The 24,214-nt window shown below is 50.5% G+C and carries 28 protein-coding genes; 22 read left to right on the top strand and 6 right to left on the bottom strand.

From position 1 onward, the window contains the following. The first annotated feature begins 84 nt into the window (after window positions 1-84). The 11 genes from LAT77_RS09260 to LAT77_RS09210 all read left to right on the top strand — a co-directional run bounded on the left by LAT77_RS09260 (window position 85) and on the right by LAT77_RS09210 (window position 8,688). The gene (locus LAT77_RS09260; RefSeq protein ID WP_290564282.1) at window positions 85-402 is read left to right on the top strand and encodes a pilus assembly protein; all 318 of its coding nucleotides are present in this window, start codon (window positions 85-87) and stop codon (window positions 400-402) included. Further along, the gene (locus LAT77_RS09255; protein WP_290564281.1) at window positions 403-1,611 is read left to right on the top strand and encodes a hypothetical protein; all 1,209 of its coding nucleotides are present in this window, start codon (window positions 403-405) and stop codon (window positions 1,609-1,611) included. Next, a complete protein-coding gene (locus LAT77_RS09250) occupies window positions 1,611-2,240 on the top strand; it encodes a hypothetical protein (RefSeq protein ID WP_290564280.1) in 630 nt (209 codons plus the stop codon). The genes LAT77_RS09255 and LAT77_RS09250 overlap by 1 nt, the downstream gene beginning before the upstream one ends. Before the next feature lie 15 nt (window positions 2,241-2,255). Further along, entirely contained in the window at window positions 2,256-2,858 is a 603-nt protein-coding gene (locus LAT77_RS09245; RefSeq protein ID WP_290564279.1) for a hypothetical protein, read from the top strand. Next, on the top strand, window positions 2,855-3,685 hold the full coding sequence (cpaB, locus tag LAT77_RS09240; protein ID WP_290564278.1) for a Flp pilus assembly protein CpaB: 831 nt from the start codon (window positions 2,855-2,857) through the stop codon (window positions 3,683-3,685). Before LAT77_RS09245 ends, cpaB begins: the two co-directional genes overlap by 4 nt. A 101-nt stretch (window positions 3,686-3,786) precedes the next feature. Then, complete coding sequence (locus tag LAT77_RS09235) at window positions 3,787-5,127, top strand: pilus assembly protein N-terminal domain-containing protein (RefSeq protein ID WP_290564277.1); 1,341 nt, start codon at window positions 3,787-3,789, stop codon at window positions 5,125-5,127. Further along, window positions 5,124-6,368 carry a CpaF family protein gene (locus tag LAT77_RS09230; RefSeq protein ID WP_290564276.1) on the top strand — a complete coding sequence of 415 codons (1,245 nt, stop codon included), beginning with the start codon at window positions 5,124-5,126 and terminating at the stop codon, window positions 6,366-6,368. The genes LAT77_RS09235 and LAT77_RS09230 overlap by 4 nt, the downstream gene beginning before the upstream one ends. Then, window positions 6,361-7,218: a type II secretion system F family protein gene (locus tag LAT77_RS09225; protein WP_290564275.1), complete on the top strand. Its 858-nt coding sequence runs from the start codon at window positions 6,361-6,363 to the stop codon at window positions 7,216-7,218. The genes LAT77_RS09230 and LAT77_RS09225 overlap by 8 nt, the downstream gene beginning before the upstream one ends. Further along, complete coding sequence (locus LAT77_RS09220; RefSeq protein WP_290564274.1) at window positions 7,218-7,778, top strand: type II secretion system F family protein; 561 nt, start codon at window positions 7,218-7,220, stop codon at window positions 7,776-7,778. Before LAT77_RS09225 ends, LAT77_RS09220 begins: the two co-directional genes overlap by 1 nt. Window positions 7,779-7,801: 23 nt before the next feature. Continuing rightward, entirely contained in the window at window positions 7,802-8,263 is a 462-nt protein-coding gene (locus LAT77_RS09215) for a DUF192 domain-containing protein (protein WP_290564273.1), read from the top strand. Then, the gene (locus tag LAT77_RS09210) at window positions 8,260-8,688 is read left to right on the top strand and encodes a hypothetical protein (protein ID WP_290564272.1); all 429 of its coding nucleotides are present in this window, start codon (window positions 8,260-8,262) and stop codon (window positions 8,686-8,688) included. Before LAT77_RS09215 ends, LAT77_RS09210 begins: the two co-directional genes overlap by 4 nt. Here LAT77_RS09210 and smpB read toward each other — a convergent pair. Beyond that, complete coding sequence (smpB, locus tag LAT77_RS09205; RefSeq protein ID WP_290564271.1) at window positions 8,685-9,158, bottom strand: SsrA-binding protein SmpB; 474 nt, start codon at window positions 9,156-9,158, stop codon at window positions 8,685-8,687. The genes LAT77_RS09210 and smpB overlap by 4 nt on opposite strands. A 167-nt stretch (window positions 9,159-9,325) precedes the next feature. Here smpB and LAT77_RS09200 point away from each other — a divergent pair, with 167 nt between their 5' ends. The 3 genes from LAT77_RS09200 to sixA are packed head-to-tail and all read left to right on the top strand — an operon-like array spanning window position 9,326 to window position 10,586. Continuing rightward, a complete protein-coding gene (locus tag LAT77_RS09200; RefSeq protein WP_290564270.1) occupies window positions 9,326-9,763 on the top strand; it encodes a type II toxin-antitoxin system RatA family toxin in 438 nt (145 codons plus the stop codon). Beyond that, entirely contained in the window at window positions 9,756-10,103 is a 348-nt protein-coding gene (locus tag LAT77_RS09195; RefSeq protein WP_290564269.1) for an RnfH family protein, read from the top strand. Before LAT77_RS09200 ends, LAT77_RS09195 begins: the two co-directional genes overlap by 8 nt. Then, window positions 10,104-10,586, top strand: a complete 483-nt coding sequence (gene sixA / locus LAT77_RS09190) for a phosphohistidine phosphatase SixA (RefSeq protein WP_290564268.1) — start codon at window positions 10,104-10,106, stop codon at window positions 10,584-10,586. Here sixA and smrB read toward each other — a convergent pair. Next, complete coding sequence (gene smrB / locus LAT77_RS09185) at window positions 10,583-11,146, bottom strand: endonuclease SmrB (protein WP_290564267.1); 564 nt, start codon at window positions 11,144-11,146, stop codon at window positions 10,583-10,585. The two genes, sixA and smrB, sit on opposite strands and share 4 nt — an antisense overlap. Before the next feature lie 109 nt (window positions 11,147-11,255). On the opposite strand from smrB, the gene prmB reads away from it, so the two are divergent. The 6 genes from prmB to LAT77_RS09155 all read left to right on the top strand — a co-directional run bounded on the left by prmB (window position 11,256) and on the right by LAT77_RS09155 (window position 19,177). Then, window positions 11,256-12,191 (top strand): 50S ribosomal protein L3 N(5)-glutamine methyltransferase, encoded by a 936-nt coding sequence (prmB, locus tag LAT77_RS09180; RefSeq protein ID WP_290564266.1) that lies wholly within the window; start codon window positions 11,256-11,258, stop codon window positions 12,189-12,191. Continuing rightward, the gene (gene aroC, locus LAT77_RS09175) at window positions 12,188-13,273 is read left to right on the top strand and encodes a chorismate synthase (RefSeq protein WP_290564265.1); all 1,086 of its coding nucleotides are present in this window, start codon (window positions 12,188-12,190) and stop codon (window positions 13,271-13,273) included. The genes prmB and aroC overlap by 4 nt, the downstream gene beginning before the upstream one ends. A 17-nt stretch (window positions 13,274-13,290) precedes the next feature. Beyond that, on the top strand, window positions 13,291-14,490 hold the full coding sequence (locus tag LAT77_RS09170; protein ID WP_290564264.1) for an MFS transporter: 1,200 nt from the start codon (window positions 13,291-13,293) through the stop codon (window positions 14,488-14,490). Between the two features lie 66 nt (window positions 14,491-14,556). Next, on the top strand, window positions 14,557-17,358 hold the full coding sequence (locus tag LAT77_RS09165; RefSeq protein ID WP_290564263.1) for a prolyl oligopeptidase family serine peptidase: 2,802 nt from the start codon (window positions 14,557-14,559) through the stop codon (window positions 17,356-17,358). Window positions 17,359-17,363: 5 nt separating this feature from the next. Further along, a complete protein-coding gene (locus LAT77_RS09160) occupies window positions 17,364-18,023 on the top strand; it encodes an elongation factor P hydroxylase (RefSeq protein ID WP_290564262.1) in 660 nt (219 codons plus the stop codon). Further along, entirely contained in the window at window positions 18,020-19,177 is a 1,158-nt protein-coding gene (locus LAT77_RS09155) for an ATP-NAD kinase family protein (protein WP_290564261.1), read from the top strand. The genes LAT77_RS09160 and LAT77_RS09155 overlap by 4 nt, the downstream gene beginning before the upstream one ends. Window positions 19,178-19,179: 2 nt before the next feature. On the opposite strand, the gene LAT77_RS09150 is transcribed toward LAT77_RS09155, so the two are convergent. Beyond that, complete coding sequence (locus LAT77_RS09150) at window positions 19,180-19,500, bottom strand: 2Fe-2S iron-sulfur cluster-binding protein (RefSeq protein ID WP_290564260.1); 321 nt, start codon at window positions 19,498-19,500, stop codon at window positions 19,180-19,182. Between the two features lie 99 nt (window positions 19,501-19,599). Here LAT77_RS09150 and gpt point away from each other — a divergent pair, with 99 nt between their 5' ends. Next, entirely contained in the window at window positions 19,600-20,085 is a 486-nt protein-coding gene (gene gpt, locus LAT77_RS09145) for a xanthine phosphoribosyltransferase (protein WP_290564259.1), read from the top strand. Window positions 20,086-20,161: 76 nt separating this feature from the next. Here the strand turns inward: gpt and LAT77_RS09140 are convergent, their stop codons facing one another. Together LAT77_RS09140 and tsaA are read right to left on the bottom strand one after the other, a co-directional pair. Next, window positions 20,162-21,883 (bottom strand): proline--tRNA ligase, encoded by a 1,722-nt coding sequence (locus LAT77_RS09140; RefSeq protein ID WP_290564258.1) that lies wholly within the window; start codon window positions 21,881-21,883, stop codon window positions 20,162-20,164. Between the two features lie 84 nt (window positions 21,884-21,967). After that, window positions 21,968-22,687 carry a tRNA (N6-threonylcarbamoyladenosine(37)-N6)-methyltransferase TrmO gene (tsaA, locus tag LAT77_RS09135; protein WP_290564257.1) on the bottom strand — a complete coding sequence of 240 codons (720 nt, stop codon included), beginning with the start codon at window positions 22,685-22,687 and terminating at the stop codon, window positions 21,968-21,970. 229 nt (window positions 22,688-22,916) lie between these two features. Here tsaA and LAT77_RS09130 point away from each other — a divergent pair, with 229 nt between their 5' ends. After that, complete coding sequence (locus tag LAT77_RS09130) at window positions 22,917-23,558, top strand: hypothetical protein (RefSeq protein WP_290564256.1); 642 nt, start codon at window positions 22,917-22,919, stop codon at window positions 23,556-23,558. Window positions 23,559-23,609: 51 nt separating this feature from the next. On the opposite strand, the gene LAT77_RS09125 is transcribed toward LAT77_RS09130, so the two are convergent. Beyond that, window positions 23,610-24,014 (bottom strand): H-NS family nucleoid-associated regulatory protein, encoded by a 405-nt coding sequence (locus tag LAT77_RS09125; protein ID WP_290564255.1) that lies wholly within the window; start codon window positions 24,012-24,014, stop codon window positions 23,610-23,612. Between the last annotated feature and the right edge of the window lie 200 nt (window positions 24,015-24,214).

Here is a 24,214-nt window from a genome sequence, read left to right as displayed (position 1 = left end):
ACTTTTCTTTTTTTCTATTGCTCTCTATGCTGATGAGACATGGCAATGAATGCCACGCACATCAAAAGGCTCATGGAGGGCAGTATGAAAACGTTCAAATCAAATCCTATTTCCTTAACCTCGCGAGCGATGAACAGTGTTCGGCGGACCCAGATGATGGGTCAAGGCATGACCGAATATATCGTTGTTCTGGCCCTAGTTGTAGTTGCTGCCATCGGTGTCTATTCCTTCTTTGGTAAAACGGTACGGACGCAAATGGCTGGTGTCGCTAAGGAAATTTCAGGACAGTCGGCACAGCAAGAGATTTCACAAGCCGAACAGGCAGCCAATGCGGCCTCTACTACCGCGAATCAAGATTACGGCTTAGCCAATTACGATGATGCTACGAACTCCGGCAATTAAATGATGCGGGTGGCTCAGCGCGTCGCGGGTTTCTACCTTTGGATCATGGCGTTGATCGTTGCCGGCATGTTAGCTATTGCGCTACTGATTGTTGAACGCACTGAACAATTGCAACGTCGAACAGCCGCGAATCAAGTTGCTGAATATGCAGCTGAGAGTGTTGCCGTGATTGCTGCTCGCGATCTTAACTTTAAAGCGATTACCAATCGCGCCATGCTGGCCAATGAGGTCGTCATTGGTCAGCTACTTGGGGTGTACACTTGGTATGACATGGCGCGTGACAGTAGTGAGCAAATTGCGCTTTATAGCGCTTGGATCCCGTATGTTAATGCGGTCACGCGTAGTTTGTATCAGGTCTTGCAGCGCATGCGTGGCACCGTACAAATTGGCGTTCGCGGTTTACTGGTGGCGCAACAAGGCATACTCGAATTGTTGCAACAGGCTCAATGGGTCTTTCACCAAGCCAGTTGGCTTAGTACTTTAGCGACCGCTCACCATGTTGTTGCGAGCAACGATGAACGCTTACAGCTGCACTTGCTCAATCATCAGACCTTACTTGATATTGACGGGCTGTGGCTGCGATTCCAAGAGCGTACGGTTGCTACGGCAGACCATGACGACTATGTGCGTATGGTGCAGGAAAGCCAAGATCCATTTTCGCAACGGCGAACCTATCGCTGGTTCGACTTAGGCTTGATGCACGGCCGCAAAGCCGGCGGTAGCGATGTTAAGCGGCTGCAACAGCGCATTGAGTGGCAGAGTGTCGATACCTTATCGATCCATCAAGATTTGCTCCTGCGAGGATCAGAAAGCTGGCTGGGTGGTGGTTCGGCGTTTTTTTCTCAGCGCTTACCGAGTCGCGGACGAACGGCGGGATTTGGTGAGAGCTACCGCTACAATCGACGGGCAAGTCAGCGAGCGGGACGCTTGGGCAGCATGATGGGCAGTGGACACCCGATACCACGTTTTTATCGATTGAAAGCCGAACAAACTGCGCCACAAATTACCTTGGTGTTACGCTCTAAACCCGATGCCACAGACTCCGCTGTGTGGGGCGCTGGACGCGCTGAAATCTACTTCTCGCGACCTCAAGACTGGTGGCCGCGACGCGATCAGCGCAGCGAACCGGCAAATCTGCATAACGCCTTGTGGCAAGTGCGCGTCAAAGCCATACCATTTTGGCAATTGGAATTACTAAGGAGGCAATAATGAACAAGGATGTTGGACAAGCGTTACTGGAAATGACTCTAGCGATTAGCCTTTTGGCGATGCTCGCCCTGTACGGTTTACCTTTGCTCGATGAAAGTTTGCAACAGCGTTGGCGAGGGCAACAATTATTGCCAATTATATTGGCAGATGCACCGCTCCGTGAAAGTGCACAACTGCCGCCGCTGACCCTAAGTGACTATCAAGAAACCTTTGAAATTCCCTTAGATGGAGACTATCAGCTTGCGCTAGAGCAATCACGAGCCTATCCATTTGCCCAAGCGATCCAGCCGATTTGGCAGTTAATCAGCTGGCAATCCAATTTTTCGCTGACGACAGATAATTTAGCCACTGCCACTTTACAACACCAAACGAGTGAACAGCCGTGGTTACGCTACAGTCGACTCCATCATGCATGGGCGCCGCGCTCATTAGCAGAACTTAGCAGCCGTCCGCAAGCTCTGACGTCGAGTCATTATCTCAACCAGTTGGGCTTTCAACACATTCAGCCCTTGTTAGCTCTATTGCCGTTTGCCCGTGAATTTGCGCCACAACAGTTGCGACTAGCGCATATTGACATTGACGTTGTACCCGCCCATGCATTGTGTCGCGGCAGCGCTTTGACGTGTTAGTGGATTGAGGTGACTATGTTATTAACGGGACAATTTTTACTGCTAATGCTGGCTCAAGCGAGCGCCTCTAGTGTCGCTTCGGCGTCGCCGCAGCATCTTCCTGCGGTGCTCGTGGTTCGTGAACAATTCGATGCCAGTCTGGTGTTTGGACTCGAAGTCAGAATTTGGGAATTGCAGCCACCGTCAGTCGACTTTGTTCGGGTTGTGACGGCGGTATCGCGTCATCGGCCGGATTGCCTACATTTAACGTCTGGCAACTCGAAGCGCTTTGACTGTATGGGCCAAGACTACTTGCTCACCTATCTTGACCATGACCAGGAATGGTTTTGGGCAGAGACGCAGATCATCGCAGAAGCGTTAAATACGCATGACTTAAGCTGGTACGAAAATAGCGAAGTCCGTATCGACAGAGACTTTTTTGATTTGGCTTTGGACGATCTTTATCGTCGTGTTCTCGATCAGTTACATGAACAAGAAGTGGATGTCTTGCTGCACGAGACATTTCAAGGCAGTTTTATTCTTAGTTATGACACTCAAGAAGAACGTCGTTCGCTCATCGGTTGGAAAATTAGTGATCGGCGCAGTTGGTTGCTGACGGTTCGAGGTACTCGACTATGAAGTTCGTCAATGTGAACTGGAAGAACTACGGTTGGCTGCTCTTGCCATTGGCTATCGGTGCATTCGCTGCGCTAATTGCTTGGTATATTGTCACTGATCATGTGCAACAGATGGAAGATGACTTAGCGGAAAAGTATCGGCAAAGTTACCACACTGAACAAAATACTAATGTTGTCATTGATGTGCTGGTCGCTGCCAAGAACTTGCCGGCTGGCACGCAGCTTTCGGCCGAAAACATGCAAGTACGAACGCTAAATCGCGATGCTTTACCCAGTGATAGTATCCCTGCAAGTAGAGCTGCTACTTATTTAGGCCGTTATGTGCGGAGTGATCTGATGAGCCCAATTGCGCGCGGTAAAGCTATACAAGAAATGCATCTGACGCTCTTCAATGAGAACCGTCTAAGTCATCATTTAGATTCCGAAGAGACCGCATTTAGTTTTCGTGTCGATGATGCTCAGCATCATGGCGGCAACCTCTATGTTGGTGATCAACTAGACATTTATGCTCGCCATCCGACAGGTAGCCAGCTGTTGATGGCGGGACGAACAATTCTCGCGATTGATGGGCAGTTCGCCAGCTCGAGCGGTGAGCGCGGGGGCAAGCAGAACCAGGCTTTGCTGACTATTGCGGTTCCGAATCAAGATTTACCGAAATTACACTACTGGTTGGACGCTGGTCAGTTACACATTCTTTTACGCCACCCACATCTTGCTCATGATTCACCCGAACGCATTGGGAAACCGCTTGTGGAGTGGATTATCCCACATCAGAGCGACAATCAATTTTCCTTACAACTACCTTATGCAGCAGATCAAGGATGGTAATTCGTATGTGTAACTTGCAAATCCTGAACCAGTTCCTGAGACAGTTCCTGAAACAGTTCCTGAGACAGTTCCTGAAACAGTTCCTGAGACAGCAGACCTTGATGCTTTTCTGGCCGCTAATCGGTGTTTGTTTACTGCCGGTTCCGAGCATTGCCGACACCATAGAAAATGAAACTTTGGTAATGGAAATTGGTAGCCTAGAAGTGATATCGAGTTCGCGGACCATTCAACGTATTGCCAACGCGCGACCTGATATTGTCGAAGCTCGTATGCTCGATGATCAAAACTTGCTACTGATTGGCCTCAGCACGGGTAGCATTGATCTGATGTGGTGGAGTGAAGATGAACAGCCGTCGCGTCGGCGAATTAGGGTCTACGCGAATGAAGATCGGCAGTTGCAGGGCCGCGTGGATGCTATCTTAGCTACCCCACGATTAGAACCGCTCAGCGCAGCGAGTGAAGCGGTCGAGCTAACTTGGCGATATGGCGACCTCTATCTTCACGGTGCGGTGCCGAGCAGTCAATTTCACGCTTTGTTAACACTGCAAAATGAATATCCTCAGTTGCAATTGCACGGCCTTCAAGAGCGGACGGAAACGGCAGAAATCATCGAACTCGAGGTGCAGGTTTATGAAATTAGTCGGCGCTGGCTCCAGCAGCTCGGGTTACGCTGGCAACCGACGGCGGCGGGCCCTGTTGTCGGCGTGCTTGCTGACGCGGTGGGTGGCGAGTTTTGGCGTGTTGCAGCTGCTGTTGATCTTAATGTCGTTCCTGGTGATAGCCAGCTCTTACAAGAGTTGGCACGAGGGAATCATAGCTATATTGGTTGGATGACGAGCTTGCAAAGCATTCTTCATCTTGTGCAGGAGCGCGGTGTAGGACAAGTACTCGCAACACCGCGCTTACGGGTGGAAAGTGGTACGCAAGCAAGTTTCTTAGCCGGTGGTGAGATCCCCGTGCCCCAGTCTAATGCGCTCGGGCAGCAAGACGTAACCTTTAAAAATTATGGAGTGCAACTGCAGGTCGCCCCCGCTCTTGTCGCCAACGATCAGATTCGCACGCATGTGATCAGTGAACTCAGTCACCCAGATATGAGTGTTGCCGTGCAGGGGGTGCCTGGGTTGCGTAGTCGTCGCACCGAAACCACAGTGACCGTCAATGACGGTGAAACTTTAGTGATCGCCGGTTTGATTAATTACGAGGAAAGCACAGTGCGCAGCGGCTTACCGGGCAGCATGTCCGGACCGAATTGGTGGCAAAGTCTTTGGAGTAGTCAGGATCAAAGTCATCAACAAAGTGAGGTTGTTGTGGTGATTACGCCACGGAATGTGAGTCGTCAGCAACGTCTGCACGCAGCTCGGGGGGAACGCCAACAGCAGTTGTTGAGCCAGTTTCAGCAGCTAGGCTGTGCTGGCCTGCGTGAAACCGAGGTGGGGCTATGAGCACTTATGATACGCTCTTAACTCGAACTGTGGCGACGTTGAACTTGCATCAAACCGATGTCATGCAGCTCGACGATGAAGCGTTACGGCAGTTGGTCTGTGATGGTCTGCAAACCCAATTGCGTAGTGGCGAGAATTGGCAAATTGATGCCTCGGAAGCGGAGTTAAGCCAGCGCGTGCTGGATGACATTATCGGGCTTGGTCCGCTAGAAGGACTTTTACGTGATCCGCAAATTTCCGAAATCATGGTGAATCGATTTGATCAGATCTATGTCGAACAGGCCGGGTGCTTAAAGAGCTGCCCGGTATATTTTCGCAATGAAGCCGCATTGCGGCAAGTGATTGACCGGATTGTTGCGCCTTTAGGGCGGCGGATTGATGCAAGCTCACCCATGGTCGACGCTCGTCTAGCGGATGGTGCACGAGTCAATGCGGTCATTCCACCATTAGCCGTTGCTGGCGCGTGTTTAACGATACGCAAGTTCAGTAGTCAGCGATTAACGATGAGTACGTTGATTGCTTCTGGCAGTGTTTCGAGCAGTTTGGCAGAGCTTTTAGAATGGGGCGTGAAACTGCGCCGGAACATTCTTATTAGTGGTGGCACTGGCAGCGGAAAGACAACCTTGTTGAATATTCTGGCAGACTCAGTGCGGGCGGACGAACGGATTATTACCATCGAAGATGCGGCTGAACTGAAACTGGATCATGATAATTTAGTTGCCTTAGAAGCACGTCCAGCGAATCAAGAGGGCGTCGGCGCGGTGACAATTCGTCAGTTAGTCATGAATGCGCTGAGAATGCGACCGGATCGTATTGTGGTTGGCGAATGCCGCGGTGGCGAAAGCCTCGATATGCTGCAAGCGATGAATACTGGACACGCTGGGTCGATGACAACATTGCATGCAAATACTCCGCGTGATGCCTTGAGTCGCCTTGAAACCATGGTACTCATGGCGGGGCTCGACCTGCCACTGCACGCAGTGCGTCAACAAATTGCTGGCGCAATTGACTGGATTGTCCAAATTGGCCGGATGGCAGATGGGAACCGTCGTGTGCAAAGTTTGACTGAGGTGCGCGGTCAAGCTGGCGACGTGATGCAGTTGGCGGAAATCATTTGCTTCGATGAAAACGCGGGTGAGCATCGCTGGATGGGAGAGCTGCCTGAGCTCCTATCCGAGCTGGATGATGTCAGTCGAGGACAGTTTTTGCAGCACTTGCAGAGTCGAGACAGTAATGACTGACGTCACACTGGTGAGTCTCGCCGTCGGTGTAAGTGTCACTTGCGTGCTGATTATTTTGGGGCTAGCCATGAAGCGCGTAGTCAACGCCTATCGTCAGCATTACGAGCAGCAATGGCAGAGTAATTTGACTGCACTGTTTCTGTTTATTCCGATTCGAGGCCTATTGGCTATTTGGTTATTCTTTATCGCACTCGTGCTTGTGATTAGTGTCTTATTGTTGACTTCGATCTGGTCCATGATCGTTGCCTTGGCCATTGCTGTTGTCATTCCCTGGCGTGGTTATCGGTACTTACGCCAACAACGGTATGAATGGATTCACAAGCAGTTGCCCGGCATGTTGACCTTGCTCGCCACAACCCTGCGCAGTGGTGGTACGCTCACGCAGGGACTACGTTTTGCCAGTAGTGAGTTAGATCCGCCGTTGCAACAAGAGCTTAGTGTGATTAGCCGGCAAATTCGCCTTGGCCGAACTCTCGATGACGTATTTTCAATGTTTGTTGAACACTATCCATCTGACGATAGCCGCCGTATTCAGTTGGCGTTTGAACATGGTCAATCGCTCGGAGGCAAGCAGGCCGTGTTATTGGAAAGCTTGGCGCAGACTCTTCGGCGCAAGCAGCAATTACAACAGCGGATCAAAAGTCTTAGCGCACAAGGTCGTTTGCAAGGAAAAGTGATGACCGCGCTTCCTCTGTTTTTGCTTGCGGTACTGTATTTAATCGAAAAGCAAGCCATAGAGCAATTAAGCCGACATCCTATCGGTTGGACATTAGCGAGCGTGATGCTCGTCATGTTGTTGGCTGGTCATTGGTTGATGCAGCGCTTATTGAAAATAGACGTGGTGTTTTGATGTTGGCGCTATGGATCGGCTTGGCTGGGTTCTGTTTATGTTTTGTAGCGATCGTCGTGGTGATGCGGATGCTAACTTGGTTGCAAGCTGCTCAATTCCGTCGCCGTCGGATTGAGCTCGTGCGTTGCCAGTTGCCGGCGACGATGGAACTTTTAGCCATGCTGTTATCGGCTGGTTTACCGCTAGTGTCGGCGCTGCAACAACTGTTAAGGCGCAATACTTCTTCAGCGATGGATCAGGAACTCAACCTAGTATTAGCTGCAATTCGCACCGGTGATTCGATGGTCACGGCAATACAGCGATTGCGTACACGAAATCCAAGTGCGGAAATGAGTATGTTTGCTACCATGATCATTCAGTCAAGTCAGCAAGGCGGTGCACTTGCACCATTATTAACAGAGCAGGCGAGTGCATTTCGGCAAGCGCTAGCTGAAGATATAGAACAGCGCGCTCAAGAGCTTCCGGTACGCTTGCTGATGCCATTGATTATTTTTGTATTTCCAGCGACCATGCTGCCTTTTATCGGTGTGATTGTCGCCAAAGTGCTCTGGCCGAGCTGATTAAGAAACCCAAGGAGGGGATAATGACGCGTTTGGATAATTACGATCACATTCGTTTACGTGAATATGGAGGTTATGCCAATTTTGCGATTCGACTTGATGCCCAATGGCATTTTGTTGGTTACTTGCAAGTGGCTAACAGTTTTCTCTCGCGGCTCTTAGGTTGGCGTCGATTAGTACGGCAACAAACAGCCGCTATCCCGCAACACCGCAGTGTTGGGCTGTGGATACCGCGTTGTCGTGCGGTACAGTCATTTTTTATGCGTCAATCGTTGCAATTGGTTTGGCTAGATAACCAGCAACAGGTGCTCAAAGTTGAAGATCTGCAGCCCAATCGCGTTTGTTATTGTTGGCGGGCTGACAGCGTGATTGAGCTACCCAGTCAAGCACTTACTACCTTATCCGCGCGGCATGCAGCGATACAAATGCTGGAGTCAATGCCAGGTGCGAAGCCATGTGCGAAGCAGGTAGGAGCACAATCATGAAGAGATGGATGTTCGCCATGGTTATCATGATTTCCACTCTGCTCAGCGGATGTCAGAGCCAAGCGCCAATGCATCGTGATGCCGTCGATCAGCTTGAGCAACGGGCCTTAACTGCATATCGATACGGCGATTTATTAGCTGCGGAAAGTTATTTACAGCAACTACTTGCCGTACAGAGTCGGGACGCTCAAGGTTGGCTATTACTGGGGAATATTCAGTTACGGCAACAACGACTGCATGCGGCACAACATGCGTATGAGCAAGCAATTACACACGACGAATCGCTACTTTTAGCCCATCATAATCTTGCCTTGGTGTATCTTCGTCTGGCAACGCAGACGCTGATCAACGGCCAAATTCAAACGGATGAACCTTGGCCGTTACTTGATGCGCTCTTGCGTTTGCAGTCGCCGCAGATTGATTAACGCTTGTCGTGTTTGAGCAGGCGCTCTTTTTGCCGTGCCCAATCGCGATCTTTGATGGTATCGCGCTTGTCGTGGGATTTTTTCCCGCGGGCGAGATAAATTTCCAATTTCACCCAACACTTCTTCCAATACATGGCAGTGGCTACAATTGCGTAGCCCTCGCGTTCAACTTTACCAATTAAGGTATTCAGTTCACGTTTCTTGAGAAGAAGCTTGCGCGTGCGATCCGGATCACAGACAACGTGTGACGACGCCTGATTCAAAGGTTGAATCTGCGCGCCGAGTAAGTAAGCTTCGCCGTCACGCAGGATCACGTAACTGTCGGCGATGTTGACTTTGCCGGAGCGGATACTTTTTACTTCCCAACCCTGCAGTTCGATACCCGCTTCATACTTCTCTTCAAGGAAATATTCGTGGCGGGCTTTCTTATTGAGGGCGATAGTCGATGGTGGATTTTTTTTCTGTTTCATGCGGACTATTATACGCTTGCCGCGACAATAGAAAAAGAGTTAACAGAAAAGATGCACATCCTTTTTTAATTGGTTAGAATGCGCACCTTCGCCAATTGCTGAATTCTTGAACAAAAGCCGAGTTTGTTAGAAACTCAGGTTGAAGATAAAAGGACGTAGGTACCTGGATGCCACAAATTGAACGCAGCGCGTTAGTGCCGTATAGCTGCCGTCAAATGTACGATCTCGTCAATGATGTTCATGCCTATCCGGAGTTTGTTCCGGGCTGTGCTGCTGTGCGCGTGCTCGAAGAATCCGACACAACTATGGTCGCCGAGCTGTCGATTAGCAAAGCGGGTCTTCGTCATGCGTTTACCACCCGCAATACCTTGGTGAGTGAAAATGAAATCCGTATGGAGTTAGTTCAAGGACCGTTTCGGCATTTGCGCGGTGGTTGGACATTTACCCCGTTAGCCGCTGACGCGTGCAAAGTTACCCTGCGACTCGACTTTGAGTTCTCAAGTAAAATGCTGCAATTTGCGTTTGGCAAAGTTTTTCATGAAGTAACGACACGGATGGTCGATGCGTTCGCACAACGAGCAAAGCAGGTCTACGGCAATGGTTGAACGTTTGCTGAGTGTCGAGGTGGTGTATGGAACGCCGGAAAAACAAAAAATCGTGCCCGTTTCGGTGCCGGCAGAATGCACCGTTGCAGAAGCAATTGCCCAGTCTGGAATTCAAACCTTCTTTCCTGAAATTGATCTGAACGTCAATGCGGTTGGTATCTGGAATAAGACCTGTAAGTTAACGGATCCCGTCCGTCAAGGCGATCGGATTGAAATCTATCGTCCATTGATTGCGGATCCGAAAGAAATTCGCCGTCGCCGCGCTGAACAAGCAAAGGAAGATGGGCGAGCTGACAAAGTGACCGGAGGCCGACCTGATCGGCAACGGAGTAAGAAGTAGATGAAACTCTATGTGATGCGTCACGGTGAAGCTTGTTCACCAACATTATGTGCGGGTGTGCTGCAAGCTGATCACGAGCGAGAGCTGACTGCGCATGGTCATCAAGAAGCGACCACGGCGGGTGAGTGGTTAGCGGAGCATGCTCCAAAACTCGACTTAGTGATTGTCAGTCCCTACGTTCGTGCGCAACAAACGTGGCAGGAAGTTGCCCATCACGTCGATGCCGAAGTCGTCGAAACCTCCGCAGAAATTACGCCTGATGGTGATGCCGAAGCGTTCGCTGGAGCGCTGTTGGCACGCTTGCAAATCGAGCCAGCGGAATATGTATTACTGGTCTCGCACATGCCCTTTGTCTGCTACTTAACCGCTTATCTTGACCGCTCAGTGCAACCGCCCTTGTTTCCGACCGCGGGTATAGCGCAATTAGATCTCGAGCCGCTCGCCATGCAAGGGTTTTGGCAAGGCATGCATAGCCAAGATTAACTGTCAGAAATACGCAACAAGACCAGCAAGGCACCTTGTCCACCCCACTCAAGCGGTGCTTGATGAAAAGCGCGTACCGCTGGGTGTTGGGTGAGCCATGCCGGAACTTGCTCGCGTAAGACGCCATGGCCGATGCCATGGATGACACAAAGACAGGCAATATTTTCGGTCAAACAGGCAGTGATAGCAGCCGCTAATTCGAGTCGTGCTTTAGCTTTGGTATAGCCGTGCAAGTCTAAGATTAATTCAGGTTCATACTCACGCCGGCGCAAGCGCTTTGCGAGGAAAGGTTCATCGCCCGGCGCGACCCATTGCATTGTGCCACTTGGCAAATGGGGCTGAAACTCATCGGAAAACGGATCCGTTGCGCGGTCTCGCTGCTCGGTTTTTTCTTGTCTACGGACGAATACTTCACGCCGTTTGAGTTTAGCTTCAGGCGGTGGGATTTGGTCTTGGGTCAGTGGCTTGACGTCCGTCACCAAGGATTGAAATAGCTCGATGTCATCGTCGCTGAGTGACGATGATCGTGATGGAGACTGCGGCGAGCGTTTTTTTACCATGGATGAACCCATTTCCAACTGAAGTTTTCGCGTTTGATTCGCCCTATGATACAAAATCATGCGTATAATAGTCAGCAAAGAATGCGATTGATGAATTTGGAGAGCGCGAGTGACCCACGAATATGCCCAACTAACCGATGACCTTCTTACGATTGCCGATTGGCAACGTTATCTTGCCTCAGCGCTACACAATGCCGATGTATACTTTGGTCATGGCGCTGCCGACGGTTGGGAAGAGGGCAGTCTGCTGCTTTCTGCGGTGACTGCGATGTCTTTTCCAGAACTCTTTGAGCACCGCGACTGTCGCTTAACTTTCGACGAGAAAACTCAGCTTGCTGCTTTATTGCATCGCCGCATTCATGACAAAGTGCCTGCCGCATATTTGGTCCATAAAGCCTGGTTTGCGAATTTGCCTTTCTATGTTGATGAGCGCGTGTTAGTGCCGCGCTCACCGATTGCCGAACTCATCGAAAACCAATTTCAGCCGTGGTTAACCGCTGAGCCGCAACGCATTCTCGATTTATGCACCGGCTCTGGCTGCATTGCCATTGCCTGTGCGTATGCCTTTGCCGATGCAGAAGTCGACGCCGTGGACATTAGCACCGATGCATTAGCCGTGGCGAACATGAACATCGAAGAACATGGTTTAAGTCATCGGGTGGAAGCCATTGAGTCTGATGGATTCAATAACCTCACCGGCCGCAAATATGATTTGATCGTCACCAACCCGCCCTATGTGGATGCGGAAGACATGGCCGATTTACCTGATGAATACCATCATGAGCCTGAGTTGGGTCTTGCCGCAGGTGTCGATGGCCTCGACTTGGTGCGGCGGATTCTTCTTGATGCCCCTGCGCACATGACACCAGGTGCGCTGTTAATTTGTGAAGTCGGTAACAGTATGGTGCATATGGATGATCAGTGGCCAGGCGTTCCCTTTATGTGGATTGAATTTGAACGTGGCGGCGACGGTGTCTTTGTTATTTCGCGCGAGCAACTCGTCGAACATGCTGAAACCATTCGTTCAGGAGGGCGTTACGCATGAGTGCCAATACCTTTGGTGAGTGTTTTCGGGTAACCACGTTTGGCGAAAGTCATGGTCCAGCGCTCGGTGCTATAATAGATGGCTGCCCGCCCGGATTAGAAATTGATGAAGCCTCTATTCAAGCTGAACTTGATCGTCGTAAACCGGGTACGAGCCGTTATACCACGCCGCGCCGTGAAGCCGACCAAGTCAAAATACTTTCCGGTGTATTTGAAGGCAAAACAACCGGTACACCGATTGGTTTAGTGATTGAGAATACTGATCAACGCAGTAAAGACTACTCTGACATTCAAGATTTATTTCGTCCCGGTCACGCTGATTTTACCTATGCGCATAAATATGGCTTCCGCGACTATCGCGGCGGTGGGCGCTCGTCAGCACGAGAAACAGCGATGCGCGTGGCAGCAGGTGCGATTGCTAAGCAATACTTAGCCCAGATGGGCATTCAGATTCGTGCCGCGATGACACAAATGGGTCATGTGCATGCCCAGCAATTGAACTGGGATGCAGTGCGCGAAAATGAATTCTTTTTTCCGGATCCGGATGGCGTTGAAGCCCTTGATCGGTTAATTCGCGCATTAAAGAAAGAAGGCGATTCAATTGGCGCGCGGATTCGTGTGGAAGCGGTCGGCGTTCCTGCGGGACTCGGTGAACCTGTGTTCGATCGCCTCGACGCGGATCTGGCTAAGGCACTGATGTCGATTAACGCCGTCAAAGCGGTCAGTATTGGCGATGGCTTTGCAGTTGTTGAACAACGTGGCTCTGAACATCGCGATGAAATGACACCAACCGGGTTTTGTTCGAATCATGCAGGCGGCGTACTGGGTGGAATTAGTAGCGGACAAACCGTGATTGCCGAGATTGCACTGAAACCGACTTCGAGCATTAAAAAACCAGGTCAAACAATTGACGTGCATGGTCAATCACAAACGATTAGTACCCATGGTCGCCATGATCCCTGTGTGGGCATCCGTGCGGTACCCATAGCGGAAGCCATGATGGCCTTGACCTTGATTGATCACGTTTTACGTCAACGCGCGCAAAACGGTGGGGTTCAACATCAGTTTCCAACCATTACCTAAGCACCTGAGTTATTGCCATGACCTTGTCTACTGCTGACTTTCAACGTCAATGTCGGCGCTTAAGTTGGTCTTATTTCGGCTATTTTGCTGTTCTCGCTTTAATGGTCCCTTACTTGGGGGTCTATCTCGATGCTCTCGGCTTCGACTCCCGCCAAATTGGTGAGCTGATTGCAATTTCTACCCTGTGTCGGATCATCGGTCCGCCGGTTTGGGCCAGCGTCGGTGATCGCATGGGGAAGCTGCTGCCGCTGATTCGTTTTGGTGTGTTTGCGTCACTTTTGCTGTTGTTGGTCCTGACACAATTGGAAAGTTATTTTAGCGTCGCTTTGCTGCTCGGCTTGATTAGCTTCTTTTGGTCAGCAATTCTACCGCAGCTGGAAGTCGTGACCCTTAGTTCGCTTGGTGCCCAACAACATCTTTATAGTCGAATTCGCATGGGCGGCTCGATTGGTTTTATTGTTGTCGCCCTGATTACGGCGGAAATCCTTGCCTGGGGTGGCAAGCAAAGCTTTCCGATTGTCGCTGCGATTCTCTTGCTGCCGCTATTATTCGCGGTTCACCTCTTGCAGGAGCCACGCAATACCAGCACCAACAGTGAAGTGATTGATAACGAGAAATTCTGGCGCCGCATTCGACGGCGCCCATTCGTGATGTTTATGATCTCCACACTTATGCTGCAAATTAGCTTTGCGCCGTTTTATGCTTTTTTCGCCCTCTATTTAACCCAACTCGGCTATGCGCCCATGGCTGTCGGTGGACTCATCGCTTTAGGTGTTGCCGCCGAAGTCCTGATGTTCTTAGTTGCCGGTCGCACCGTTGTGCGTTATCCGGTGCGTTATCTTTTAATGTTTTGTTTAGCTGTAACGGCACTACGTTGGGCCTTGCTCTCACAGTTTGCTAGCTCGTTTGTTTGGTTGGTGATCATTCAGTTGATTCACGCCTTTAGTTTTGCGCTGCACCACAGTGCGGCCATGCGCTTTGTTCACCGTTACTTCCCTGCCGATCAACATAGTCGCGGCCAAGCAATCTATGTCAGCATTTGTTTTGGCGGCGGCGGGGCTATCGGTGCTTGGTTGGCGGGCTTAACATGGCAGCAAGGCGCTGGTGCGGAACAGACGTTTCTGCTAGCCGCAGCTGCAACTTTGGTTGGCCTGTTTGCGGCTGCATGGATGTCCGAGAAGGCGGACGACAGAAGTCGTAATCGGTGCGGTCAATAGGCTAGTAGTTGTGCGCTGAATTGGCGATAATCGTTGAACAATGAATAAGAAAACAAAGGGTTGATCATGAAAACACTATTATCTGCCTGCTATCAGCGCATTCTGCCGATGGTTTTGGTTTTGCTGTTACTGCCGCTGGCAGCGCCCCAAGTTGGGTCTGTTCAGGCGCAGCAGCGACCATTGGAACTGACCGATATTATGCAGTTTCGTGAAATTCAGCAGCGGGTGCAAACGGATGATTTGAGTATCATCGCATTTTCGGCTAATCCTGACTTTGGTGACCGCGAAGGACAAGTGGTTCGGACCAGCGACGGCACGGTCTGGTCGGTTGAACGAGGAATGCGACCGCAACTTACCACACAAGGCGATTATGTTGTTTTCTTACAAGAGCCAACGTTGCTCGAACGTGAGCGGGCGACAAGCCGCGACGAACGGCGAGCTTTAGTTCAAAACGCAGTTTTGCTGAATACCGCGACTGGCGAACAAACCGTATTTGAGCATGTCAGTGCGACTGGTTTTGCTGGTGATGATCAATTCTTATATCTTTTACATAGCGAGAGTTATTCGAAAGACAACGGTAGTGAACACGGCCAGCAATTGCGTTTGCTCGATTTAAATTCGAATGAGCAAACCGTCTTTAATCACGTCGTTGACGTTGCAGCCGCGGAAGCAGGCTCGCGGTTACTGCTCCATTCGGTGCGTGAAGTTGCCGACGAAGATGATGAGACCAGCAAAAAAGAACATGTGGTTGTGCTCTACAACCTTGGCAATCATAGCGGTAGCACCCTGATTACCAGCGAGAAAAAGAGCGCTAGTCAGTTTAGCTTTAGCCCGGATGGCCAAGCCTTAGCCTTCTTAGTGGCTGATGTCGACAGTACTTTACTGGAAACACCGCAAGCGTTGTGGCTCTGGCAAGCAGGGCATGGCGCTGAGGTGGTCAACACCGACCGTCCTGAGATGATTCTCTCAGAACATAGTCCGGTGCGTTGGAGCGAAGACGGTGAGCGCTTGTTTATTGGCCACAGACCCACCCCTGCGGTCAAGTCGGAAGGCCGGGGTAAACCTGAATCGACCGAAGATTTGTACAATTTAGACCGATTGCTTGATGATCGTCGCTTACAAGTTTGGCACGGTGATGACGGTATGATCATGCCCCAGCAGCGCCAAACTCACCGCCAGCGTCAGCGGGCTACCGCCACTGCGGTTTTGCATCTCGCTGATCGTCGCCTCGTCGCACTGAGTGATCACGCTGAAGAGAATGTGATGATTAGCGATAATGCAGCTGCGGTTCTAGCGAGCAACCAAGCGCCGCATTTACGCGATCGCACCTGGGATGGTTTCTACCATGATCTGTATTGGGTCAATCTTGCCACGGGCGAGCGTCAGCGCATCGCTGAGCGGTTGCCATCGAGTCAACGTGGGCTCCTTTCACCGAATGGCCAATTTGTTGCGTTCATGGCGAATAGCCAAATTCAGTTGTTCGATGCGCGTGATGGTTCAATTCGCACATTAGCTACAGATGTACCGGTGTCGTGGGTAGACGAAGAGAATGATCGTCCGACCGATCCAAGTCCGTATGGTTTTGCCGGATGGCTGACGGACAGCAGTGGCTTCTGGATTTATGATCGTTATGATATTTGGCAAGTTACGCTTGACCATGATGCGACTAACCTAACCCGGGTAGGACGTGACACGCAGCAACAGTTTCGCGTGGCGATGAGCAATGCCGAGGAAGGTATTGATGTGAGTCAGCCGGTAATGTTGCGGATGTATCATGAACAGCTGAAACATTCGGGCTTCTATCAACTTGAAGTTCATCACTCGGAAGTCGCTGATCAACAGCAAGCGTTGCTCGTTCGTCTCATTGAAGACCAGAAAACCTATTCGCTGGTTGCGCATAGTGACGATTACAACACTGTCTTATTCAGCGAACAAGATTTTCGCCAGTTCCCTGATCTGTGGATTGCACCGCGTGACTTCGCGAGCCGCAAGCAGCTCACTGAGGTTAATCCGCAGTGGCAGGAATTTATCTGGGGCAACGCCGAACTCGTTGAATGGGAATCAACGCGCGGTGAACCCTTGCAGGGCGTTCTGATCAAGCCGGATAACTATGATCCAAATAAACGTTACCCAGTGATGGTCTACTTCTATGAGAAGTTCTCCCAACGCCTCTATCAATGGAATCAAATGCGCGTTAATCATCGACCTAACTTCCCGTTTTACTTGGGCCAAGATTATGTCGTGTTCTTACCGGACGTTCATTTCCGCATCGGTGCTCCGGGTCCAAGTGCGACCGAGTCGTTAGTGCCTGCAATTGAAAAAATCATCGACATGGGTGTTGCCGATCCAGCTGCGGTGGGTTTGCACGGTCACAGCTGGTCGGGTTATCAAGCGGCGTTTTTAGTCGCAGAAACCGATATTTTTGCAGCAGTTGTGTCGGGCGCTCCGGTGTCGAACATGACCAGTGCATATAGTGGTATTCGTTGGGGTACCGGCTTGGCGCGTCAATTCCAATACGAAACTGGGCAAAGTCGTATTGGCGAGAGCATGTTTGAGAATCTCGAACCTTACTTATTGAATTCGCCAGTCTTTGTCGCTGATCGCATCAATACGCCGATGCTCATTCAGTTCGGCGATAAAGATGAGGCGGTTCCATGGGAGCAGGGAATCGAGTATTATTTAGCGCTACGTCGCCTCGATAAGCCTGTCGTCATGCTCCAGTATGAAGGTGAGCCGCATCACTTACAGCGCTTTGCGAATAAGATCGATTACAGCATTAAGATGCTTGAGTTTTTCGACCATTTCCTCAAGGGAGAGCCCGCACCGCGTTGGTGGCAGGAAGGGTTAGAGTATCAACATTATGAGTAGTAGGTATGTTGGCTAACGCCAATACGGTTGCGCAGCAACCAGCACAAAGTCTGTCACAGCAGACAGAATCACAGGCGGATCAATTGATCCGCCTGTTTAATAGTGAGTTCCAAACGACTGAACAGACGGTGCTGATTAATGGTCAGCAGGCCGGCTTCGCTGAGCCCATTTATTTACCGGCGTCGATTTCTGCACGCCAAGTTCAGCCGTATCATCGGATTGTTTTTGCGCATGGTTTCGCCCGCTCAGCACTGCACGAGATTGCCCATTGGTGTGTGGCCGGTAAAGTGCGTCGTCAGTTCGTTGATTTTCGTTATTGGTACGCACCGGATGGCCGCAATACTGCACAACAGGCGGCATTTGAACAGGTCGAGATTACCCCGCAAGCTGTGGAGTGGCTGCTGAGTTTATGCGCTAACATTGAATTTGAAATTAGTGTTGATAACCTCTCCGGAAGTGAGCCACCGAATCGTTTGGCATTTACTCAGCAGGTGATTCAACGCGCGTTGCAACGGGCAGCGAGTTCTTGGCCTCCACGAGCGGTTCGCTTTGGCGAGCGTTTGTGTGCGTTTTATCAAACAAATTTCCCACAGGTTGAAGACTTCCATCGGTTTGGCGCGCAGATGCTTGAACGCGAGCAGCAGCGGCTGGAGGAGCAGGCATGAGTGAAACAATCTACACCTTTGGTTTGGTCATTAATCCGTTTGCGGGGATTGGTGGTGCAGTCGCCTTGAAGGGCAGCGATGGTGCAGAAACACGAGCGGAAGCTCTGGCTCGAGGTGCTGAGTTGCGCGCCCAGCAGCGGGTGACCGAGGCCTTGGCGTTGGTGCAAAGCCACGCGCAGCAGATTCGTTTTGTCACTGCAGCAGGTGCGATGGGCGCTGATGTATTGGCGGCCTTGGGTTTCACTTACGAGGTTGTTTACACGGCGGCAGCGGCGCAGACTGAAGCCGAAGACACGCAAGCTGCCGTAGCAGCGATCGTCGTGGCCGAACCCGATTTACTCATTTTTGCCGGTGGTGACGGAACCGCGCGGGATGTCTGCGCTCAGCTGACGGTGAGCCAGCAGCCGAACTTACCTGTGCTGGGTATTCCCGCTGGCGTTAAGATTCACTCTGGAGTTTACGCCATTACGCCGATAGCTGCAGGTAAAGTGTTAGCGCAGTTGCTCGAGGGGCAGTTGACCACACTGCGAGCCGCTGACGTGATGGATATTGACGAACAGGCATTTCGTCAAGGGACGGTACGCGCACGTCGTTATGGCGAAATGCAGGTGCCGGGCGAGCTGGAATATTTACAAGCAGTCAAAATTGGCGGCAAAGAATCCGACGAATTGGTGCTGGCGGACATCGCCGCCGATGTAATTGAAGGGATGGACGATGATGCGCTTTACATCATGGGTTCTGGCTCAACGGTTGAGTTTATTATGCAAGAACTTAGCCTGCCGAATACCTTGTTAGGCGTCGATGTCATTCAAAATCAAACGATTGTTGCGCGGGACGTCATTGGGTCGCAGCTGGAAGGCTTAGTCGACGAAGCGGTGAATGCAGGCCGCGCTGTGTATTTAGTGGTTACGCTGATTGGCGGTCAAGGACATCTGTTCGGTCGCGGTAATCAGCAGTTAACGCCAGCGGTGTTGCGTGCCGTTGGCCGCGAGCGCTTCATTGTCGTTGCGAGCAAACGCAAACTACAGCAACTCGATGGTCGCCCCTTGCGGGTCGACACCGGTGATCGTGAACTCGATCAAGCGTTGAGCGGATTTATTCCAGTGATCACCGGCTATCACGATCGCACATTTATGGCGATCGCAGCGATCTAGGGTTAAAACTGACTAACCGGTAGGCGCACGATCAAGCCATCGAGCTCATCTGTCATTTCAATCTGGCAGCTTAAACGGCTGTTGTCTTGCGGATCGCGGGCAACGTCCAACATACTTTCTTCAATGTCACCGACTGGCGGCAGTTTGTCGAACCATTCAGGATCAACATAAACATGGCAGGTGGCGCAAGACATGACGCCACCGCACTCACCAATAATGCCATCGATCCCTTGATCCGTGGCCGCTTCCATTAGATTTTGTCCGACTTCAACGTCAACGTCGTATTGGCCGCCTTTGCTGTCGATGATGATTGCACGTGGCATATTATTTTTTCCTGTTTGTTTCCAATCAAAAAGAAGCAGTTATATGATGGTATACTAACTTGCAATTAAAAACAGAATGCTAGCACAAAAGGAGCAAGCATGGGATTGCACGACCATCAAGAATATTTCGTTTCCTGGGAAGAGTTGCATCGTGCGACTCGTGAATTAGCGCGCCGACAGTTGCCTGCCGAACAATGGCGAGGGATTATTGCCGTCAGTCGCGGTGGCTTAGTGCCGGGAGCGATTATCGCTCGCGAACTCAATATTCGCCTCGTCGAAAGTGCTTGTGTGCGGAGTTATGCACACCAGTCACAAGCGGCGGAGCCAGAGCTGCTCAATCAATTAACTGCAACGAGTGACGGTGAAGGATTTTTAGTGGTCGACGATTTAGTCGATACCGGCAACACGTTGCGCTTTTTACGTCAACGTTTGCCGAAAGCAAAATTTATTACCGTGTATGCAAAGCCGGAAGGGATGCCGCTGGTTGATGAATATGAGGGCGAAGTGGGACAAGAAACGTGGATTCACTTTCCTTGGGACATGCACCTGCATTACGTTGACCCATTAGCTGGTGAAGATCGCTAGAATTACCAATTCTGTTCATTAGAAAAGCGAGTCATGCGCACACCGCAGACTCGCTTTTTACTATGAACCACAAAACCTATTGAAGGCTTTGAATAAACTGAACCACGTCAGCAATTGCGAGCTTTTCTTTCTCACCCGTGCGACGGTTCTTATACTCAACGGCTTGTTCATCAAGGTTGCGCTCACCGATGACAATCGTATGCGGAATACCGATTAATTCCATATCGGCAAACATAACGCCCGGACGTTCTTTGCGATCGTCAAATAAGACCTCAATGCCAGCGGCCTTCAGGTCCGCATAAAGCGATTCTGCAACCTCTTGGACGCGTGCCGATTTGTGCATGTTCATGGGTAGCACGACCACTTGGAATGGTGCCATGGCCGCCGGCCAAATAATGCCGTTGTCGTCATGATTTTGCTCAATCGCAGCGGCAACGATGCGAGATACACCGATACCGTAACAACCCATAATGAGGGTTTGATGTTTACCTTCTTCGTTCAGTACACCCACTTTCATGGCATCGCTGTACTTGGTGCCAAGTTGGAAAATGTGACCGACCTCGATACCACGAGCGATACTCAAAGTGCCGTTGCCATCGGGGCTGGGGTCACCGGCTTTGACATTGCGTAAGTCAGCAATTTCCGTGTAGTTGGCATCACGTTGCCAATTAATATTAAAGAAGTGGAAGCCATCTTCATTGGCGCCGGCGGCAAAGTCGCTCATGACTGCAACGCTGCGATCGACAATGCAGGGAATATTCAACCCAACGGGGCCTAACGAACCCGGACCAGCACCGATAGTAGCGCGAATTTCTTCGTCACTCGCAAACACCAACGGCGAGGCAACAGCAGGGTGCTTCGCTGCTTTGATTTCGTTGAGCTCATGGTCACCACGCACTAACAGAGCAACGAATTTCGGTGCAGTTGGATCGTCACTTGCTGCCGCGTGAACAATCAGAGTTTTGACGGTTTTCTCGATGACCATAGCAAATTGTTCAACCAAGGCTTTAATGGTTTTTGCGTCAGGTGTAGCTATTTTGGTCATTTCAGCCGTTGCCGCAGCGGGTGCAGATGCACTGGCAATGGCTTCGGCTAGCTCAACGTTGGCGGCGTAGTCGGAGCTGTCGGAGAATGCGATGTCGTCTTCACCAGACCCCGCGAGCACATGGAACTCGTGCGACACGCTGCCACCAATCGAACCCGTGTCGGCGATAACGGGGCGGAAATCGAGGCCGAGGCGAGTGAAAATGTTGCAATAGGCGTCGTACATCGCCTGATAGGTTGTTTCTAAAGACGCCTGCGACGTATGAAATGAATAGGCATCTTTCATCAGGAATTCACGCGAGCGCATAACGCCAAAACGCGGGCGAATTTCGTCACGGAATTTAGTTTGCATTTGAAACAGGTTCATCGGCAACTGTTTATAGCTGCTGATTTCTTTACGCACGAGCTCGGAGATCACTTCTTCGTGGGTTGGACCGAGGACGAAGTCACGCATATGGCGATCTTTAATGCGCAGCAACTCAGGACCGTAGTCTTCCCAACGGCCAGACTCTTCCCATAAATCTGCGGGTTGTACCATCGGCATTAAAATTTCAATGGCGCCGGCGCGCTCCATTTCTTCACGCACCACTTGCTCAACCTTGCGCAATACCTTCAGACCTGTAGGGGTCCACGTGTAGAGGCCAGAGGCGACTTTACGCACCATGCCGGCACGCAGCATGAGTTGATGGCTGATGACTTCTGCATCGGCTGGCGTTTCTTTTAATGTTCCAAGAAGGTACTGACTCGTCCGCATGTCATTATGTCTCGCACAGATGGGGTGATAAATAAACGCGCATTCTAGCAGTCTGCGCGCAGGCAACAAAGTCTTTTATGGCGCTCATTCGGCGCTCACTTGTGTCACCGTTGCGATATTGTCTTGCACGCGCCATTTAATGTTGTAGTGATAGAGGTGCATGCCATATTCTTTCTGCCAATTTTGTTCACGTTGATAACCCGGCCGTGGATCTTGGCCGAGTACTTCGCTGATTAACTGTCGCAAGTGTGGATGCGCATGGGCTTGCAGCAAGCCCGCTTCTGCAGCTTCGCTAAATTCAATCGTCACTCCGGTTGACGGTCGGTCGTCGGCAAAACCACCACGCGCATTGGGGATGGCGTCCGCGTAGGGTAGGTAGGGCTTGATATCAATGATGGGGGTACCGTCGAGTAAGTCTAAACCACGGACAATCAGTTTTGGCTTAGGACTGATTTGCACATCGACCAGCTCGACAACCGAGAGGCCAAGTGCATTCGGGCGAAATGTCGAACGCGTTGCCAACACTCCTTTCTTGGCATTGCCACCGAGTCGCGGAGGCCTGACGAGTGGCTTCCATCCTTGGGCAGCGGTTTCATGAAATACAAAACTAAGCCAGAGGTGACTAAAGTCTTCGATACCGCGCAAGCAGTCTGGATGATCAAAAGGTGCAACCAATTCAATGCTGCCAATGGCGCTTTTCACCAAGCCAGGTTGTCGTGGAATCGCAAACTTTTGACGATAGGGGGAGCGGATATAACCGATCGGCTCGATGGTCCATTGCTGCTCAGATACGTGTTCACTCACCGCGAATTCTCCTTTCGTCAATCTACTGGAAAACTTTGTGTATTTGACCATAATTCGATGGTATTCGCTATGTTTTGATTTCTTTGATGGTCTGCCGAAATTAAAAAAATCATTTAAAAACAACGATATAACAGATTTGGCCTAAGAATTGCTTAACTAAAACGGAGTAATTAACTGATTTGAAGTCGACAGCAGAGCGACTTCACATGCATCAAAGAGGGAAATGACCATGACGATTAATCGTTTAGCGAGTTACGCTGCTATTACAGCTTTTGCAGCTTTAGTTCCGTTCAGTTTTGTCGCTTCAGCTCAGGCAGCGGACGGCAAGGTTTCACATACATTTGATTTGGGTGGCATTGAAAATGTTGTGATTAATAATGCGGTCGGCGAAATCAAATTACGCACGATTGAGGGTACAGAAGCCCAGGTCACCGTTGAATTTGAAGTGAAAGGCCGCGGGTTCTTCCGGCGCAAACCCGACGTCAGTGAGCAGGATATAGAGATTTGGCAACGCGGTGACACCTTGTCTTTGGGTTACAAAGAAAATAATGTCAATGCAGTTTGGACCATTCGTTTGCCGGCTGTGCCTGCAATTGAATTGCAACAAGGCGTGGGTGCTATTGATGCAGTGATTGGAGCTTCGAACTTTATTGCCGATCTCGGCGTAGGTGATATTAAGGTGACAGCACCGCGCGACAGCGCCGGTCAAGTCGACGTCAGTTCAGGTGTTGGAGCCGCACGTATTACGGGTACTGACAAGGTGGATAGCCGCCGTCGCGTTGTCAGTGAGAGTGCCGAAGCGACATTGACGGGGCATGCAAAAATCGAAGCCACCGTTGGTGTTGGTGATGTCGAAGTAAAATTACGCTAATTACATGCGCTAAGAAAAAGGGAGCGAAATTCGCTCCCTTTATTATTGCCGTTAAATTTCGAAGCTTTCCAGCGTTCGACCTTTATCAAGGGCTTGCTGAATCACCTTGGGTGTACGGCCTTGGCCCGTCCAAGTTTTGCGTTCGCCATTGGCGTCCACATAGGCATATTTTGCCGGCTTGGGTTGACGTGTTTTACGTGTTTTGCTGCTGGCAATCACTTCACCTGCTAATAAATCTTCTGGGCTCAAACCAGCTTCTTCTAGCTGTTTCCGAAAGCGTTCGATTTCAGCGAGCTTTTCTTGTTGTTCGCGGCGGAGTTCCGCTTCTTCTTCTTTGCGCTTTTCGATGACCGTCGCTAATTTACTAGCCACATCTTCCAGTTCTGCAACCGTTAAGTCTTTCGTTGCAGCATTTAGGCGGCGAGCGTGGGTGAGGATGTCGGTAAATTCTTGCATGGATATTCCTGTCGTTAATACGTTAAATATGAATTGTTAATTGACGTACTCCCTTACACTCTTTATTTAAATACCTAAACTAGTATTTAATGACGTTATAGTAAACGAAGCGTCTACTTGCTCACAATGTTTTTCGAAATGAATTAGCCAAATACTTACAAAACTAATAATAATCGACATCTATTAAAAAGAAAAAAGCC

The organism is Aliidiomarina sp. (assembly GCF_022565475.1).
Taxonomy (GTDB): domain Bacteria; phylum Pseudomonadota; class Gammaproteobacteria; order Enterobacterales; family Alteromonadaceae; genus Aliidiomarina.
The sequence above is the reverse complement of the archived record's forward strand: the minus strand, read 5'-3'. Positions and strand labels throughout refer to the sequence as shown.